The organism is Saccharothrix deserti (genome assembly GCF_009769385.1).
Taxonomy (GTDB): Bacteria; Actinomycetota; Actinomycetes; order Mycobacteriales; family Pseudonocardiaceae; genus Actinosynnema; species Actinosynnema deserti.
The window spans coordinates 34,536-50,440 of the sequence record NZ_VKAB01000048.1 but is presented as its reverse complement, the minus strand read 5'-3'; the positions used below and the strand labels follow the sequence as shown (position 1 = coordinate 50,440).

Here is a 15,905-nt window from a genome sequence, read left to right as displayed (position 1 = left end):
AGGGTCCGGGCATGGCTGTCGGTGGCAGCAGGAGGGCGCGTGCCGCGCGCAAGCGGAAGCGCCGGATGGAGCGCGTCGAGAACGACCTCTCCGTGGCGGAGTGGGCCGCGCTCAAGGTGGCCTGGGGTGGCTGCGCCTACTGCGGGTCCACCGGCACACCTCTCCAGAAGGACTGCGTGCAGGCGTTGTCGCGGGGAGGGCGGTACACGCTCGACAACATCGTGCCCGCGTGCGGATCGTGCAACGCGAGCAAGTGCAACGCCGAAGTCACCGGCTGGCTGCGGCGGAAGCGGCTGGATGAGCGGGCGTTCCTGCTCCGTCACGTGGAGGTCAACGCCGAGTTGGCGTTGCGGTTCGGGAGCCCGGCTGTCCCGGGAAGCCGTGCGCACGACGAGGCGCGTGGTTAGCCGGCAGGTCCCGCCGCTTCACCGCGCGGTTCGATGGTCGTGGCCCTGTGCTTGCCGGAAATGCCGTCCGTGCAGGTCACACGGCGTGTGGGTGCCAGAAGTCAGCACTGCGGCGCTGACCTGCGTGTTGGGCTGCCCCAGCTTCGCGCCTGTTGATCACAGCGTGTCGACAACGCACCTGTCGTGGACGGCCGTGTTGCTGCTGGCGCGGACTCTGGTCACTTGATGCCAGGGCAACGCCGAAGGACCGACGCCCCTGTGGTGCGGCACGCCCAAGCGGGCCTGGCGGCCCGCGGGCGTGCCACGCGAGGAAGGGCGCCCCGAGCGGGCTCGGTGAGGCATGGGGAGGTGTTCGGCAACGCTGTCTCGTGCCGACAAGGCTCAGGTTTCGACGCGCCGGCCGAATCGGTCGAGGTGCAATCCCCACGGTCCACTCCTGGAGGAGTCGTCCGACCGGCCCTTGTGGTGGTAGGCGTACCAGTCGTCCTCGATCGGGGTCAGGATCAGGCCCTCGTCGTCCCAGTGGTCGCCGGGGGCGCGTCCGACCACCACCTCGTCCACGCCGATCTGCGCGGGTGAAAACAGTGGGGCTCTCCTGGTCGCTCCAGGAGGGCTCCACCCACACCGTGTGCGACACACCTGAGGTCAGCTCGATTCGAACGGCAACGGGCATTCAAAACGATCTGTACATGCAGATCGCGAAGGCGTGCGCGGTGTAACTCCCTCGGTGCTGCTCGGCGAATGGGCCTATGCCCGGATCTGCCGCACCGAGACCGAGTGGCGCAAGGCGCTGCCGCGATGGCTGCACACCTACAACCACGGTGGCCTGAGCACGCAGGAATCGCCGCCACGAGGTGTCGCTGTCACGTTTGGGCGCGGGCGGTGTCCGTAGGCGCTTGAGCACGCGGCGGATGGTCGAGGTGGCTGTCCGGTGGCCGAGTTTGAGCAGTTCGCCTTGGATCCGGCGGTAGCCCCAGGCGGTGTTCTCCCGTGCCATGCGCTCGATCAGCGCCACGGCGGTGTCGTCGATCGGTGGGCGCCCGGTGCGGTTGGGGTAGGTCCACTTCTTCGTGACCAGGCGCTGGTGCCATCGCAGGACACCAGTCGGTGCTCGCGCAGCAGTTGGGGAAGTTGACGGACGAGCGCGGCGAGTACCGCGCGATCGGCCCAGTCCGGCCGCGGGCGGGGATTGGTCCGGCGCAGCACGGCAATCTCGTGCCGCAGCACCAGCAGCTCGACGTCCTTCGCCGCCGATGACCGACCGAGTAGAACCAACCAGCCGGCGAGCCGAACGAAGGTCAGGTACAGCAGTCGTAACGCCACGCTTCATGATCATGTCCCTACGGCTCATGGTGCACGATCACCACAGCTCAGCAGCCCAGGACAGAGTTCTGGCACCCCACAGGACCCAGCACCTGCTCCTCGAAGGCGAACTGGCCACCGCCGAGCCGAAGATGCTGCGCTACCGGCTGCTACACGTCGCGGCCCGCATCACCCGCACCGCCAGACGCACCCGGCTGCGCATCGCCGAAGGCCGGCCCTGGGCCGGCGACCTGGTCAACGCGTTCACTCGGCTGACCGCGCCACCGCGACCAATCACCTGAACACCGGCCCACGTCCCGACGAGCAGTCGGCGGAGGACCCCGGCCACCACGCCGGGCCATCGGCATGCCCGCGAACTCCAGCGAACCTCCCCCGAGATCGACTACCCGGATCGCGGCCTTGAGCAACGGTTGGCGAAAGGCTTGAGGTTAGCTTGACGGCAGCCTCGGCGGGGCCCGATGTCTTATATAGGACTTCCTCCGAAAACCTTCCCGTTACATCTTGACGCGGTCGATGTTATCGTTCACAGTCCACGTGGTGCGTTCAGTCGCACCATCGGTTGGCTACTTAACACCTATACCCCTGCATATTCCTGCACGGATCGTCCTCGGAAATGTTAACGCTAACACGCCGCTTTCCGGGCAGTTGTCCGTGCGCGGGTGTCGTCGGGGTCCGCGCTGATGCGGCCCGCCTCATGTCGGCGGTCCCAAACGATGAAAGGAACGATGCTATGTCGGTTGGGTTTGCGCGCACCGCGAGGTGGCGCCGTCGGTGGCGGCCGGGGTTGGCCGCTGCGGCAGCCGTGGCAGTCCTGGGCGGGCTGCTCACGGTGGCCACGACGCCGGCGTCGGCCGCCACGGTGGACACCACCGCCTGGTACGTACTGGTGAACCGCAACACTGGCAAGGCCCTCGACGTCAACGGCGCATCCACCGCCGACGGCGCCAACCTCGTCCAGTGGACCCGCACCAACGCCAACAACCAGCAATTCCAGTTCGTGGACGCCGGCGGTGGCTACTACAGGCTGCGCGCGCGGCACTCCGGCAAGGTGCTCGACGTCTTCAACTGGTCGACAGCAGACGGTGCCGCGGTCGTGCAGTGGGCCGACGGTAACGGCGCCAACCAGCAGTTCCGGCTGGCCGACTCCGACAGCGGCTACGTCCGACTGGTCAACCGCAACAGCGGCAAGGTGGTCGAGGTGCAGGGCGCCTCCACCGCCGACGGCGCCGGCGTGGTGCAGTTCAGCGACTGGAACGGCAGCAACCAGCAGTGGCAACTCGTCCAGGTTGGTGGGGGCAGCGGCACATGCACGCTGCCGTCGTCGTACCGCTGGACATCGACCGGCCCGCTGGCGAACCCGAAGTCGGGGTGGGTCTCGCTCAAGGACTTCAGTGCCGTCGTCCACAACGGCAGGAACCTCGTCTACGGCACGTCGCACGACACCGGGGAGAGCTGGGGAGGGATGAGCTTCAGTCCCTTCACGAACTGGTCCGACATGGCCACCGCCACCCAGAACACGTTGTCCTTCAGTGCCGTCGCGCCGACGCTGTTCTACTTCGCCCCGAAGAACATCTGGGTGATCGCCTACCAGTGGGGTTGGCCGGATACCTTCTCCTACCGCACCTCGAGCGACCCCACCAACCCCAACGGCTGGTCCGCGCAGCAGACGCTGTTCACGGGCACCCTCCCCACCGGGGCACCCATCGACCAGACCCTCATCGCCGACGACACGAACATGTACATGTTCTTCGCCGACGACCTCGGCGGCATCTACCGAGCCAGCATGCCCATCGGGAACTTCCCGGGCAGTTTCGGCTCTAACTACACGAAGATCATGAGCGACACGGCGGCCAACCTGTTCGAAGCGGTCGAGGTCTACAAGGTCCAGGGCCAGAACCAGTACCTCATGATCGTCGAGGCGCAGGGGTCGAACGGGCGCTTCTTCCGCTCGTTCACCGCCACCAGCCTGGGCGGCACGTGGACCCCGCAGGCCGCCACCCAGAGCAATCCCTTCGCCGGCAAGGCCAACAGTGGTGCCACCTGGACCAACGACATCAGCCACGGCGATCTGGTTCGCACCAACCCCGATCAGACCAAGACCGTTGACCCCTGCAATCTGCAGTTGCTCTACCAGGGGCGCGACCCCCGCTCCGACGGCATGGACTACGGCAAGCTGCCTTACCTGCCGGGCGTGCTGACACTGCAGCGCTAGCCAGTGGCGTGACGAGGGTCCGGCTCGGGTGTTCCTGACGTCCGCGGGCAACGACGTACGCCGAACCGGGTGAGCGTCACAGCGAGCGATCAGGAACGGGTGGAGCTGGAGCGGCGGGCTCGGTGCAAGGCCGAGCCCGCCCGCGCACGCAGAGAACCCGGATGGTGGCGGCCTCGTCCTGGTCGACCACGAGACGCGGAACGTGTCAAACCTGGTGAGGCGGTCGGTTTCAGGGTTTGTCGAGTGAGCCGTGTGGGTGCCAAAAGCCGGTCACACGGCCTGACCTGCGCTTAGGCTGCTGCGGGTTCGTACTCGTTGATCAGGTCGCCGAGGACTGGTCGGCGACGTATCGACGTGCAGCCCGGCTCTGCGATCGGACGGTCCGGTCGTGGTGGGGTGAGTCGTTGCGCTCGGTGGGGTCTGTGGTGGTTGTAGTGGGCCACGTAACGGTCGAGCACTGATCTCAGGTGACGTTCGTTGATGATGAGCAGTCGGTCGGTGGCTTCGCGTCTGATGGTGTCGATGAATCGTTCGGCGTAGCAGTTTGCCTGCGGGCAGCGCGGTGGAATCTTCACCAGCCGGTGCTCGCGTAGCAGCCGGGGGAGTCGGCGCGCCAACGCGTCGAACGAAGATCAGGTACAGCAGTCGTAACGCCACATCTCACGATCATGCCCCTGTGGCCCATGGCGCACGATCAACGCAGATCAGCGCCCCAGTGCAGAGTTCTGGCACCCCACACGATCACCCCCTGACCAGGACGATCCGTTCAACCGTCGAGACCGCAACGAACGACCAGCACTGATCCGCCGCATTCGTTCCACCATCGGACACGACGAGACCGCCCGAAGTCCGCAGGCAAGTACCGGATGTCTCCGGGCAGGGGCGAATTCATCCGTGACTGGGGTCGAATCACCTGGCGCCCGTGTGCACGTTCATCCGTCCCCGGCTGTGCACGTCGACCTGTACACCGACAAGGGCCGACATCGAGTGCTGTCTGCCGCCTACAGAACGCGCTCCCAGCGGCAGATCCGGACGTCGCGCCGGCGTTCGCCGTGGGACGTCATACGGATGGAACAGGGGGCGCGCTGTCCGTATGACGTCGTCGAGTGCGCGGCTCTCCTCGCTGCCGGCTACTCGGACGGCTGGGCCTTGGGTGCTGCGCGGACGTGCGCGCGTTCGCCTTGTCGCCCGATGAGGCTGAGGTACTCGACGGGGCCGGCGTTGGTGGCACCGAACCAGTGCGGGGTGCGAGTGTCGAACTCCGCGGCTTCCCCCGGTTCGAGGACGAGGTCGTGCTCGCCCAGGACCAGGCGCAGCGTGCCGTTGAGGACGTAGACCCAGTCGTGACCCTCATGGGTGCGCAGGTCGGGCTCGGTGTCGTCGTCTCCTGTCGGAAGGACGAACTTGTAGGCCTGGATGCCTCCAGGCCTGCGGGTCAGCGGCAGGATGGTCGATCCGTCGCTGCAGGCGATCGGACGCAGGTTGATACGGGGGTTGCCGGTGGGCGGTGCGTCGACGAGCTGGTCGAGGGTCACGCCGTAGGCGCGGGCGAGTGGCAAGAGCTGCTCGAGCGTTGGCCGCCGCAGGCCGGCCTCGAGCCGGGAGGGCGTGCTGGTGGAGATGCCCGTCTCTTCGGCGAGGTCTGCCAGGGTGATGTCGCGGCGCTGTCGTAGCTGCTTCAGCCGCGGCCCGACGGCATCGAGCGTGCGGTCTGTCGCCTCGTCCATGCCCCCATTTTGCCATTCGGCAACAGACTTTGCCGGTTCGCCTTTCCGGTTGTCACCATCGCTGGGCCTGGTGGGACGAACGGGGAGGACGACCGGTGACGCACGGGTTCGACAAGGAGTATTGGGAGCAGCACTGGCGGCGGGGAAGTGTCGACGGTCCCGGATCCATGGGCGGGAACCCGCCGAACCCGTACCTCGCCCGTGAGACCGGCGAGCTGGTGCCGGGCACGGCGTTGGACGCGGGGTGCGGCGCCGGTGCCGAGGCGATCTGGCTCGCCTCGCGCGGGTGGCAGGTGACCGCGGCCGACATCTCGTCCGAGGCACTTGCCCGCGCCGCCGAGCGCGCGACGGCGAGCGGCGCGAGCGAGCGCCTGCAGTGGGTCGAGGCGGACTTGAGTGCCTGGAACCCGGGTACGCGGTTCGACCTGGTCATGACCCACTACGCCCACCCGGCGATGCCGCAGTTGGAGTTCTACGACCGCATCGCCGGATGGGTGGCACCCGGCGGCACCTTGCTGATCGTCGGTCACCTCCACACCCGCAGCGGCGGCGGCCAGGGCCACGGTCAGAGCCAGGGGCATGGCCACGGGTCCGGGCATCCGCCAGCCGAGGCGTCGGCCACCGCTGCGGCCATCACGGCGCGTCTGGACGAGACGGCCTGGGAGGTCGTCACCGCCGAGGAGTGCCACCGGACCCTCATCGGCCACCGGGGCGGAGAGGTCCCCCTCCACGACGTCGTCGTGCGCGCCACCCGGCGCCACTAGCCACCCCATCCGCCACCAGCGCCGGACTCCCGCTCCGGCGCCGATGCCCTCTGCCCGCTCGAAGGAAACCCAATGAGCACGAACCTGTCTTCACAGGCGGGCGACGCCGACCCGACCATCCAGGATCCACGCCGACGTCGCGCGATCCTGATCGCGGTCTGGGCAGTGGCTCCGTTTCGCTCCTGGCGGTGTTCGGCGTGCAGGCCGGGATCTTCGTGGTGCTCTTTCCCTACTTCCAGGCCGTGCTCGGCTGGTCCAGCCTGCGCTCCACGCTGGCGCTGATGCCGATGGCGCTGCTGATGATGTCCGCCTCCGGCCTCGCGCCGCGGGTAGCAGCACGCATCGGTCGCCGTTCGACGATGGCGTCCGGCATCTTCCTCGGCGGCGCCGGCCTGGCTCTCATGGCCGCGTTCGTCTCCGTCGACGGCGGGTACCTCTCGGTGCTGCCCGGCATGCTGGCCATGGGACTCGGCATGGGCCTGTCGATGACCCCGTCCACCGAGGCCATCACCACCGCGCTGCCGCGCGAGCGCCAAGGCGTCGCATCCGCGCTGAACGACGTAACCAGGGAGTTCGGCACCGCGCTCGGCGTCGCTCTGCTCGGAGCGGTCCTGTCGGCCGGCTACCGCGACACCATTGACTCCCAGCTCGGCGGAGTCCCCGGCGCAGCCGCCGACGCCGCCCAGGCAGGCGTCGCCAACGCCCGCCAAGCTGCCGACGCAGCCGGCCCCCGGGCGCACTCAGCCCACGGCGTCGAAGCCAACCGCGCGCTCGTCGGCTGCATGGAGACTTGGCGCAGCGTCGGTGGTCTGGCCGGACTCCGGTCCAGGTTGCCCGGCGGGACGCTCGCTCGCATCGGCTGCTCACCAGTCCGGGTGTGGCTCTCTCATGGCATGCGGTCTCGTCGGACACCTGCCCCGAGGAACCGGGTTCGTCCGCGGCAAGGGCGAACTGAACCCCGCCCCTGGGGGCCTGTCTGCGGTTGCGATCAACGGACCTGACTGGTTGAATTTTCAACGAACCGGCGATGAGACGGTCGCCGATGCGGCGGCCGCGCGTCGGGAGGAGGGCACATGCCGGCCGTGACCGTGCCACCCGCTGCCTCAACAGGCCAACGCCGAGCGTCGAATCGCCTCGATGCAGAACTCGCAGGAGCAGCCCGCCTGAGTCATCACAGGGACCGGCGCCGTGATGACGGCCGTTCGGTGACCACGCAGTAGGAATCGACGTGCAGGCCGCCCTCGTGTGCGACCGGGAAGGACCTCACATGAGCATTGCCCTGGTACGGAACCGAGGCGACGGCAAGGTCTACCGCTACTACGACAACGTCAACGAGCAGGTTGTGTCGACCGTCGAGACCAGCGGAGCGGTCAGCGTCGTGCGCCTCACCATGCGCCGCGAGGCCGCGCCACCCCTGCACAGCCACAGTCGTGAGGACGAGAGCTGGGTGGTCCTGTCCGGCCGCGTCCGCTTCTGGGTGGGTTCGAGCTCGCTCGACGAGTGCGACGTGCACGACGCCGAGGCCGGTGCCTACGTCTACGGACCTCGATTCGTCCCCCATACGTTCCAACCCCTCACGACGGCCGCCGAGGTCCTGGTCATCAACAATCCCGGGGCCATCGAGGGCTACTTCCAGTCGATAGGATCCGCCGACGCGCGTCGCGACACAGAGCACACCGACCTCCTGGCCCGATACGGAGTGGTGCTCCTCGACAACCCACCCCCCGCCTGAAGGCCGTCCCGCAATTGATCCCGGGGGCCCGGACGGGGTCGAGGATGCGGTCGGCCCCGACCGCAGCGGCGATCACGAGCCTGCACCGAGCTGAGCGAAGTCGCCACCCACCAGACAGGTGTGGCACGACCGCCCACGCCACTCTTGCACGGCTGGGGCGGCAACGGCGGCCTCGTCGACCTGCTCACCGCCGGTCTGACCCGGCCGGGCGAGGAGTTCCTCTGGGACCGCCCCGGTCGCGGTGCCCGACACACCGCCCGCATCCAACCCGACGGCACGCTACTGCTCGCGGACGGCCGGATCTACGCCAACCCCTCCGGAGCCATCACCGCCCTCGGAGGCAAGAACATCAGCGGCTGGCGGACCTGGAAGAGGGCCTCCGACGGGCGCGCCCTGGGCGACCTACGCGCGGAACTACGAGCACGACACGGGCTTCCGATCGAACCCGGCAGGCGTTGACCCCGTCCCACGCCGGACCGCCCGCACCCGATGTGCGGGCGGTCCGGCTGCGCTGTGAGGAAAGGCTTGCCGTGACAAACTTCCAGCCCATCACGGACAGCTCTGTCGTGCGAGGTGCCCAAGTCGGAGACGGACCCGGTTACACGTTGGAAGCCGTCGCCGTGCGCCTGTCCGCCGACATCACCAACGCGCGGAATCGCAGCGACATCCCGGCTCACACCCGCACGGTCGCCACCGTCCCGCCCGACAGCGGACCTTGCAGGTCCGAGTCGAGGGCTTCGACACCGTTCCGGACGAGGCGACAAGCCGAAAGGTCGTGACCGCGCTGTTCGAGCTGGTCGGCGATCACAACATCATCGCCCTCAACGTCCTCACACCACCGTTGTCCACCCAATACATCGCGCTCGTCGACCCGTTCGGCCAGCCGTTCGCCGCGATGATCGGCACAGGTGTGGGCGAACCGGAAACGGATACACAGCTGTAGGTTCCCGACGCAGGTGACCACGCCGGCGGGTCTGATCTGGCTGTTTCCGCTGTATTCGTACACCGGGGCTACCACGGGCTTCCGGACTGCTTGAATCGGCACCTGCTGCCGCTGGCTTGATGGGCATGTGTGGGGCGCTGGAGTCCTACTCATCGAGGAGTTGCTCGCGCAGGATGTCTGCGTGCCCACAGTGTTGAGCGAGCTCGCGCAGCACGTGGAGGTACACCCAGCGGAGCGGGAGCGGGCCGCGCCGGTTGCCGTGGACCACGTCGTCCAGCCCCATGGATGACGTCGTGCGGCGTGACGCCTCGCATGCTTCGCGGTGCGCTTGCCGAATGGTGGCGATGGTGTCGCCGTCATCGAGGATGAACGACTCGTCGGGCGTCGCGGGGATGCCGATCTCGGCGCGCGACCGGCACGTGACGGCTTCGTCGAACCAGACCTTCTCGACGAACGTCGCATGCTTCACCAGACCCAACAGCGTGGTCCGGGAGGGGACCAACGATCGGCGCGCCTGCTCCTCGGTCAACCCGTCCAAGCAGCGATCGAGTGCACCGCGGTGTTCGTCGAGGAACACCTCGAACTGGTCCCGGGCCGGCTGATCGATGACGTCTTCGGCTGATGCCGCCGGGAGGGAGGACATGTGCGAAGCATCCCAAGACCGTCCCCCAGGAGCAACCAGCGAACACCGGTATGAGCGGACGTTGAGGGATCGCGAGGCTGCCTGCCCACCTCAGGGCTGCTCTTTCCGCATCACTTATTCGCCTGAGTGGTCCGCCCGGTCGGCAGCAAATCGGGACGTACGCAGCCCTCCGAGGCCAGTCCGCCTGCGTCGTTGATCGGCTACCGGTCTGCCAGTGTTCACGCGGGCGGACTCAGCGCGGTGATTCTCCGCAATTGAACCCGAAGGCCATCCGGCGTGTCCTCGCCCAGCGCCGCGGTAAGGTCGTCGAGCAAGTCCCAGTAGTGCCACTTGTCCTGCCACTCCAGCGGGATCGACGCGACCCGTACGGCACACATGCGTACTGCCAGCCGCGTTCGTATGACAGCGTGCTCTCCGTCGTAGGCGAGTGCCTCCCACAGTGCGCTCGCCGTGGACAGCTCCGAGAGCAGCGCAGCGTGTGCTTCTAGTGCGGCGCTGCGCCGGCTCTGCTTGGTGCGTTCTGTCAGTAGGTGGTCGGTGCCCATTTGCAGGGCGGCGGCGACCAGTGCGACGACCCCTGTCTTGATGACTTCCTTGAGCGCCGACTCACCCACGGCGAACGCGCCCGAAGCCGCCGTGCCGAGCTAACGAGGCCAGCACGGCGTCGACGCGGTCGGGTGGCAGGTCGAGGAACTCGCCTACTTCCGCCAAGGGCAGTGCGGCGATCGCGGAGATCGCCACGAGATGTGGCATGGCCTCCCGCACGCGCTGCCGTGACCTGCCCCGGCCGGTCTGGCGCAGGTAGTCTTCCGCACTGTCCGGCAACACGTCGAGGTCGCGGACGACCCCGACGAGTGCGCTGGACGCGAGCCGTAGGTCGCCGGAGGCCCGCGCTGCTCGCTCTTCCTCGTGGTACAGGAGAAGTTCGAGCACGGGCGGCGCGGCGGCAGCCGTCTGCTCCTCTTGGCGTTGCGGCCGTGAGACGACGGTGTCGTCCTTGGGTGGTGTGGGGAGTTGCTCCGCCGCTTGCCGCGCTTGGGCGACAAGCGAGGTGTCTTCTTTCCGCTTCTTGCGGTAAAAGCCGTCTTCGTGCCGGAAGGGGGTGGAGTAACTCATCACGCTCCTCTCACTGCACGCTCAGCGCCCCAGTGCAGAGTTCTGGCACCCCACAGGCCAACGCACTCACCCCTGCGGCACGCCAAGCCCTCGCCCCACGATCTCTGCCGGCGTCCAAGCCCTGATCGACGCAGCCAACACCGCATCCGTCATCGATCTGGGCGTCATCCTCAGCGGAGGCTCTGCCGCCGAGCCGTTCCGCCCCGATCAAGCCGGCAACGCCTCAGGCCTGCTGTCCTCGCCTCCTGCACAAGCGCAGCTCACGGACTCCTGTTATGCGGGAGGAATCCAGCGCGCTGATGTCTTCGGTGGGATGGGGCGATCCGCAGGCTTGTGGGACTGCGGATCGCTCGGTGAAACGGCGTACCGTCCGAAACGACGCGGCCGTTCGAACGCACCCTCCAGACGTCCCCGAGGTACGACCCCCAAGCCTACGTCGAGGCGATCGCCCACCACTACGGCATCAACCTACGGGGCTCGGGCAAGCAGATCCGCGTGGTGTTCGACGAGGGGATCGGGTCGGCGGGCGTGACCAGGGGTGAGGAGGGCGGTGAAGTGATCCGGATCGGTGCGGCCGCCTTGTATGGCGGTGATGCCGAGGTCGCCAATGCAATCGCCCACGAACCGCGGCACGCCCGCCACTACTTGCGGCACAACCGGTTCGAGAGTGACGAGCAGCACGGCAGTGAGGAGTCGGTGGCGGACGGCACGCCCTTCGGGGCCGGTAACGCTCTGCAGAACTGGATCGAGGGCAGACGATGACAAAGCCTGACGACATCGTGGACGGGGCTTGGTGGGTGGTGCCCCGCGAGTTGGGCCGGCAGTGGTCGGAGGTGTTCCGCCATGCGTGGAATCAGCCTTCGATCAGGGTCGAGGCCCCGTACCCGAACTGCGGCGTGCGGGCGCTGCACCAGTTCTACGTGCGACACCGGCGAGCGGACCCGGCGAAGCTGGCCCAGGCGCCACAGTGGCTGCAGGAGAAGGCGCGGCGGTACGTCAACGGGGCGGACGGTCTGGAGTGGTGCGCGCACTGCCGCGTCTATAACCACATCATGGACAAGTCGGTGCCGCCCTGGTGGCCTGAATCGGTGGAGGGCATCGGGCGCGGGGCGCCCGAGTACGTCATGGAGGCTGTGACAGCTCACGTCGTAGCGCACGGTGACCTGTAGGTCCCGGAAGGTGGCCCGGCACTGTCGCAACGGGAGTGTGCTTGCCGAAAATACCGTCCGTGCAGGTCAGGTGGCGTGTTGGTACTCGTTGAGGATGCCGTCCGACCGCTGCCGCCGGTGGATGTCGAGTCGGGTGATCCCTGCTTGACCGGTGATCGGTTGCGTCAGCTCTCCGGCAGCCTTCCCGTGTGGGTCCTCCCGGCCCGGCGCGGTGGGAGCGTGCGCCGGGCCGGGAGGTTCATCACGCGGGGATCAGTTGCCACTGCTGGTTGGCGGCCCCGGTGGCGGTCCACTGCACGACCTTCGCGCCGTCGTCGGTCGACCAGGCGTTCACGTCCGCCGCCAGCCCGTTCTCGCGGCTGACGATGGTGAAGTACCCGTCACTGTTCGGGCGCAGGTACCACTGCTGGTTGGCGCCGCCGGTAGTGCTCCACTGCGTCAGTTGCACGCCGGTCGTCGAGCTGTGGCCGGGCACGTCGAGCACCTTGCCACTGGCGGTGTAGGTCAGCACGTAGGTCCCGCCGGGCCCGGAGGCGACGGTCCAGGGCGCGCCACCGGTCTGCTGGACGACCAGCGCGCCGTCCGCCGACCCGCCCGAGACCGCCAGCGGCTTGCCGCTGTTGCGGTTGACGATGCGGTAGTTCGTGCCGGCCACGGGCGTGTTGGTGATCTCGAGCCGGTCCACGGTGACCCAGTTGTCGCCGGCGGCGGGTCGCTGGGTGCCGGTGACGCGTACCCGGATCGTGTGCGAGCCGGAGGCCAGTCGGGGGCTGGTCCACACCGGGGCGTCGCCGGTCCGCACGGCCGAGTACTGGTCGACCATCGTTTCGGGCCCGCCGTCGATGGAGACGGCGGCGATGCCGTGGCTGGGCGCGGTCACCGCGCGCAGCGTGACGCCGGTGCCGACGAAGTTCAGCGTCGCGGTGTCGCCCGTGACATCGCTGTAGGAGTTGGTGCCGGCGTACGGGCCGGTCTCACTGGTGGCGTGCCCCCATGTCCCCGTGTAGGACACGGTGGACGCGGCGTCGTCCACGGTGGACGTGGGGATGCCCAGTTTGAGGTACTCGACGGAGTCGGTGAACACCGTGCTGCCCGACTTCGTGGTCGTCAGCACGAGGTACACCCGGGTGCCGCTGGTCGGTGCGGTGAACGTGACCGGCCGGGTGACGCGGGAGCCCAGCGGCACGGTGAGGTTCTCGTTGCCGGAGGCGACCACCGGGCCGTCGGGCCGGTCCAGCCGCGCGGTCCAGGAGAACCCGACCGAGGTGTTGGTCAGGTCGTCGTTGAACACGGTGATGTCGCGGGTGATCGTGCTGCCGTGCTGGTAGGTGTCGACCGCGTGCTCGAGCGGGAAGGAGCCGTTCGAGTCCGAGATGCCGGACGCCGACCAGTAGGGCAGGTCGACCGCAGCGACCGGGTTGAACGCGGCCTGGATGCGTTGGATCTGCGGGTTGGCCCACGGGTCGGGCAGGTTGTCCTCGCCGTAGACGGGGTTGCCGCCCTCCTCGGGGACGAAGTCCGTCGACCGCACGCCGGGCACGAAGCTCGCCCAGCCGGACAGCAGGGTGTAGGGCCGCAGGTCGGCGGCGTCCTTGGCGCGCTTGGCGATCGTCGCGGTGGCGAACCACTCGAAGCCCTGCTTGGTGTTGGACTTGTTCCAGACGTACTCGCCCTCACCGTCGGGTCGGCCGGCCAGGGGGGCGACCGCCTCGCCGTACTTGCCGATGTCGTCGATGTAGTGCCGGAAGACGGCGAAGTTGCCGTTCAGCATGGTGGGGTACGGGTTGGTGTTCCAGGCGGTGTCGACGCTGATCGGCCGGGTGCCGTCGTTGCCGTTCATCGCCGCGTACAGGTCCTTTTGGAACTGCTCGGAGTCGAAGGTGCTGATGTCCGTCTCGTTGGACTGGCTCCAGCGGATGATCGAGGGGTGGTTGCGGTCGCGCAGGGTCAGCGCGCGGGCGTGGTTGACCATGTTGTCGTGCCCGGCGACGAAGTCCTGGCAGCTGCAGGTACCGCGGATCGCGGTCTCGTCGATGACCATCAGGCCCATCTCGTCGGCCACGTCGATCATGTACGGGCTGGCCGGCTCCTGGTGGAAGCGGACCACGTTGTAGTTGAGCCGCTGGTAGTTGTCGACCGCCTTCGGCCAGCCGCCGTTGCCCGTGGACGGCGGGAGGAAGCCGGGCAGCGTGTCATAGGCGTCGCCCTTGCCGCCGTTGTCGATCCGGTCGTAGTCCGCGCCCTGCAGGCTGTCACCGCGGAAGTTCACGCGCACGCCGTTGACGTAGTAGTACTCGCCGTTCTGGATGGTGTCCCGGAACCCGAACCGGTACGTGGCGTCGCTGGTGCGGCCGTCGTCGGTGGATGCGTGCACCGACAGCCGGTGCAGCTGGGCGCGGTACCCGGCGCGGTAGGGCACGTTCGGCCACCAGTACGAGGCGGAGCCGAGGTTCCACGCCACCGGGCCGACCGTCACCTTGGCGGTCGAGCGGGCGGCCACGGTGACCGTGCGGCTGGGCAGCGCCGGGTAGTTGAACGACGCGCTGTTGTCCGGGGCGAGCGCGCCGGTCAGCGTCACCGACCGCGAGCTGCCGGAGGTGTTCGTCACGGACACGTCGTAGGTGAGGGTCTGGTTGGCCACGGAGGTGCGCACGAACGCGTCGCTGACGTACACCGCCGGGTACACGCGCATGAATGCCGAGCGGTAGATGCCCTGGGGGACCGCCTCGGACCAATCGGCGGCGTCGGGAACCGTGGTCTTGTTCCCATTCATCAGGGCGTAGCGGCCCTTCACGTTCACGCTGATCGTGTGGGTGGTGCCGGGGGCGGCGAAGGCGGAGATGTCGAAGTTCGACGGCGTGAAGGAGGTGGTCTGGGTGCCGACCACCCGCCCGTCCACCGACAGCGTCGCCTGATGGTTCACCGCGCCGAACTCGATCCACACCGACTGCGGCTGCCCCGTGTTCGGCACGGTCACGGTTCGCGAGTACGTCGCCTCGTTCACGTCGGTGAAGCCCTGCTTGTACCAGCCGCCACCGGGCACGGTGATCGAGGTCGCCGCCCGCCCGGAGGGCGTGAAGCTCCACGATCCGGCCAGGTCCACGGACGCGAGCGCGCCGGTACCGGCGCTGAACCCGTCGAGGTTGGTGGACGCTGCGGGGGCTACCTGGGCGGCGGCCGACGGCGCCGCGATCCCCGACTGCGCCCCGACCACGGCGAGCACCGCCGTCGCCAGTACGGACCATCGGGTGAAACGTCGAGGACGCGCTGGTCGCGTTCGAAGCGACATGGGGCGACTCCCTGTCTCCATTGAGGGGGATCGGGATGTTATCGCTCACATGATGGGCAGGGGAACTGCTGCACTTGGCATATTGTTGCCACCCTGACCTGCTGGGAACGTGCATCGAATGACTGCTCTGTGACCTTGAGGTCGCCGTCATCGGACCAGTCCGCCAAATTGGGATGTGAACGTTCACAACAGGCGGTCGGGCCGGGATCATCGGCGCGCGTCACCGGGAACGGACGACAGCCCGCGACGGCCTCCTCGCGCTTCGCGCAGCGACCGCACGGCGGCCCGGAACCGCACCACGCGGGTGATGCGTTCCCGTCGAGCCGGTCGAGCAGCAGCCGGTTGAACCGGGCGCCTGCCTCGCCGGTTCGAGGACGGCGAAGGGCCCGCCGGCCACGGCGATTCGTCGTGACCGGCGGGTTTCATCGCAGCACGGCACAGCCGCCGGGCGGGAGTTCCGCGACGGCCGGTCGCGGAGCAGGTCGTGCGTGGGCTGGGGGAGGGCGACGGTTTCGGCGCCGTGGTTGATCACGAACCGCCACGAACCCCCGGGTGACGGCCTCCACACCGAGCGAACGGG

General features: G+C 68.2%; 18 protein-coding genes and 1 pseudogene. 10 read left to right on the top strand and 9 right to left on the bottom strand.

The window, feature by feature from the left end:
- Nucleotides 1-11: 11 nt before the first annotated feature.
- Entirely contained in the window at nucleotides 12-407 is a 396-nt protein-coding gene (locus FM051_RS43445; protein ID WP_158852942.1) for an HNH endonuclease, read from the top strand.
- A gap of 381 nt (nucleotides 408-788) precedes the next feature.
- Here the strand turns inward: FM051_RS43445 and FM051_RS43440 are convergent, their stop codons facing one another.
- From FM051_RS43440 to FM051_RS43435, 3 genes are all read right to left on the bottom strand, one after another.
- A complete protein-coding gene (locus FM051_RS43440; protein ID WP_158852941.1) occupies nucleotides 789-968 on the bottom strand; it encodes a hypothetical protein in 180 nt (59 codons plus the stop codon).
- Nucleotides 969-1,080: 112 nt separating this feature from the next.
- Complete coding sequence (locus FM051_RS52555) at nucleotides 1,081-1,422, bottom strand: hypothetical protein (protein ID WP_238413082.1); 342 nt, start codon at nucleotides 1,420-1,422, stop codon at nucleotides 1,081-1,083.
- Nucleotides 1,413-1,730, bottom strand: a complete 318-nt coding sequence (locus FM051_RS43435; protein WP_238413081.1) for a hypothetical protein — start codon at nucleotides 1,728-1,730, stop codon at nucleotides 1,413-1,415. Before FM051_RS43435 ends, FM051_RS52555 begins: the two co-directional genes overlap by 10 nt.
- A gap of 83 nt (nucleotides 1,731-1,813) precedes the next feature.
- On the opposite strand from FM051_RS43435, the pseudogene FM051_RS43430 reads away from it, so the two are divergent.
- Together FM051_RS43430 and FM051_RS43425 are read left to right on the top strand one after the other, a co-directional pair.
- Nucleotides 1,814-2,011 (top strand): annotated as a pseudogene (locus tag FM051_RS43430) (transposase); the annotation flags it as partial.
- A gap of 449 nt (nucleotides 2,012-2,460) precedes the next feature.
- On the top strand, nucleotides 2,461-3,942 hold the full coding sequence (locus tag FM051_RS43425; RefSeq protein WP_158852952.1) for a non-reducing end alpha-L-arabinofuranosidase family hydrolase: 1,482 nt from the start codon (nucleotides 2,461-2,463) through the stop codon (nucleotides 3,940-3,942).
- A 290-nt stretch (nucleotides 3,943-4,232) separates the two neighbouring features.
- Here FM051_RS43425 and FM051_RS43420 read toward each other — a convergent pair whose 3' ends face one another.
- Both FM051_RS43420 and FM051_RS43415 read right to left on the bottom strand, forming a co-directional pair.
- Complete coding sequence (locus tag FM051_RS43420) at nucleotides 4,233-4,517, bottom strand: transposase (protein WP_238413086.1); 285 nt, start codon at nucleotides 4,515-4,517, stop codon at nucleotides 4,233-4,235.
- Between the two features lie 555 nt (nucleotides 4,518-5,072).
- The gene (locus FM051_RS43415; RefSeq protein ID WP_158852940.1) at nucleotides 5,073-5,669 is read right to left on the bottom strand and encodes a helix-turn-helix domain-containing protein; all 597 of its coding nucleotides are present in this window, start codon (nucleotides 5,667-5,669) and stop codon (nucleotides 5,073-5,075) included.
- A gap of 95 nt (nucleotides 5,670-5,764) precedes the next feature.
- Between FM051_RS43415 and FM051_RS43410 the strand changes: the two genes are divergently transcribed.
- From FM051_RS43410 to FM051_RS52550, 5 genes are all read left to right on the top strand, one after another.
- On the top strand, nucleotides 5,765-6,433 hold the full coding sequence (locus tag FM051_RS43410) for a class I SAM-dependent methyltransferase (RefSeq protein WP_158852939.1): 669 nt from the start codon (nucleotides 5,765-5,767) through the stop codon (nucleotides 6,431-6,433).
- The gene (locus FM051_RS51035; RefSeq protein WP_274383881.1) at nucleotides 6,352-7,434 is read left to right on the top strand and encodes an MFS transporter; all 1,083 of its coding nucleotides are present in this window, start codon (nucleotides 6,352-6,354) and stop codon (nucleotides 7,432-7,434) included. The genes FM051_RS43410 and FM051_RS51035 overlap by 82 nt, the downstream gene beginning before the upstream one ends.
- A gap of 266 nt (nucleotides 7,435-7,700) precedes the next feature.
- Nucleotides 7,701-8,165, top strand: a complete 465-nt coding sequence (locus tag FM051_RS43400; protein ID WP_158852938.1) for a cupin domain-containing protein — start codon at nucleotides 7,701-7,703, stop codon at nucleotides 8,163-8,165.
- Between the two features lie 120 nt (nucleotides 8,166-8,285).
- Complete coding sequence (locus FM051_RS43395) at nucleotides 8,286-8,624, top strand: restriction system modified-DNA reader domain-containing protein (RefSeq protein ID WP_158852937.1); 339 nt, start codon at nucleotides 8,286-8,288, stop codon at nucleotides 8,622-8,624.
- Between the two features lie 316 nt (nucleotides 8,625-8,940).
- Nucleotides 8,941-9,108, top strand: a complete 168-nt coding sequence (locus tag FM051_RS52550; protein WP_238413079.1) for a hypothetical protein — start codon at nucleotides 8,941-8,943, stop codon at nucleotides 9,106-9,108.
- 145 nt (nucleotides 9,109-9,253) lie between these two features.
- On the opposite strand, the gene FM051_RS43385 is transcribed toward FM051_RS52550, so the two are convergent.
- The 3 genes from FM051_RS43385 to FM051_RS43375 form a co-directional block, all read right to left on the bottom strand.
- Nucleotides 9,254-9,751 (bottom strand): DinB family protein, encoded by a 498-nt coding sequence (locus FM051_RS43385; protein WP_158852936.1) that lies wholly within the window; start codon nucleotides 9,749-9,751, stop codon nucleotides 9,254-9,256.
- Between the two features lie 218 nt (nucleotides 9,752-9,969).
- Nucleotides 9,970-10,365: a hypothetical protein gene (locus tag FM051_RS43380; RefSeq protein WP_158852935.1), complete on the bottom strand. Its 396-nt coding sequence runs from the start codon at nucleotides 10,363-10,365 to the stop codon at nucleotides 9,970-9,972.
- Nucleotides 10,358-10,867: a hypothetical protein gene (locus tag FM051_RS43375; protein ID WP_158852934.1), complete on the bottom strand. Its 510-nt coding sequence runs from the start codon at nucleotides 10,865-10,867 to the stop codon at nucleotides 10,358-10,360. The genes FM051_RS43380 and FM051_RS43375 overlap by 8 nt, the downstream gene beginning before the upstream one ends.
- A 495-nt stretch (nucleotides 10,868-11,362) precedes the next feature.
- On the opposite strand from FM051_RS43375, the gene FM051_RS43370 reads away from it, so the two are divergent.
- Nucleotides 11,363-11,629 (top strand): hypothetical protein, encoded by a 267-nt coding sequence (locus FM051_RS43370; protein WP_158852933.1) that lies wholly within the window; start codon nucleotides 11,363-11,365, stop codon nucleotides 11,627-11,629.
- Nucleotides 11,626-12,036, top strand: coding sequence for a hypothetical protein (locus tag FM051_RS43365; protein ID WP_158852932.1), 411 nt, complete (start codon nucleotides 11,626-11,628; stop codon nucleotides 12,034-12,036). The genes FM051_RS43370 and FM051_RS43365 overlap by 4 nt, the downstream gene beginning before the upstream one ends.
- A gap of 241 nt (nucleotides 12,037-12,277) precedes the next feature.
- Here FM051_RS43365 and FM051_RS43360 read toward each other — a convergent pair whose 3' ends face one another.
- Entirely contained in the window at nucleotides 12,278-15,325 is a 3,048-nt protein-coding gene (locus FM051_RS43360) for an RICIN domain-containing protein (RefSeq protein ID WP_158852931.1), read from the bottom strand.
- Between the last annotated feature and the right edge of the window lie 580 nt (nucleotides 15,326-15,905).

Coding starts and splice junctions, on each gene's coding strand:
- FM051_RS43445 (WP_158852942.1), top strand. CDS start 12: ATGGCTGTCGGTGGCAGCAGGAGGGCGCGTGCCGCGCGCAAGCGGAAG.
- FM051_RS43425 (WP_158852952.1), top strand. CDS start 2,461: ATGTCGGTTGGGTTTGCGCGCACCGCGAGGTGGCGCCGTCGGTGGCGG.
- FM051_RS43415 (WP_158852940.1), bottom strand. CDS start 5,669: ATGGACGAGGCGACAGACCGCACGCTCGATGCCGTCGGGCCGCGGCTG.
- FM051_RS43400 (WP_158852938.1), top strand. CDS start 7,701: ATGAGCATTGCCCTGGTACGGAACCGAGGCGACGGCAAGGTCTACCGC.
- FM051_RS43385 (WP_158852936.1), bottom strand. CDS start 9,751: ATGTCCTCCCTCCCGGCGGCATCAGCCGAAGACGTCATCGATCAGCCG.
- FM051_RS43375 (WP_158852934.1), bottom strand. CDS start 10,867: ATGAGTTACTCCACCCCCTTCCGGCACGAAGACGGCTTTTACCGCAAG.
- FM051_RS43365 (WP_158852932.1), top strand. CDS start 11,626: ATGACAAAGCCTGACGACATCGTGGACGGGGCTTGGTGGGTGGTGCCC.
- FM051_RS43360 (WP_158852931.1), bottom strand. CDS start 15,325: ATGTCGCTTCGAACGCGACCAGCGCGTCCTCGACGTTTCACCCGATGG.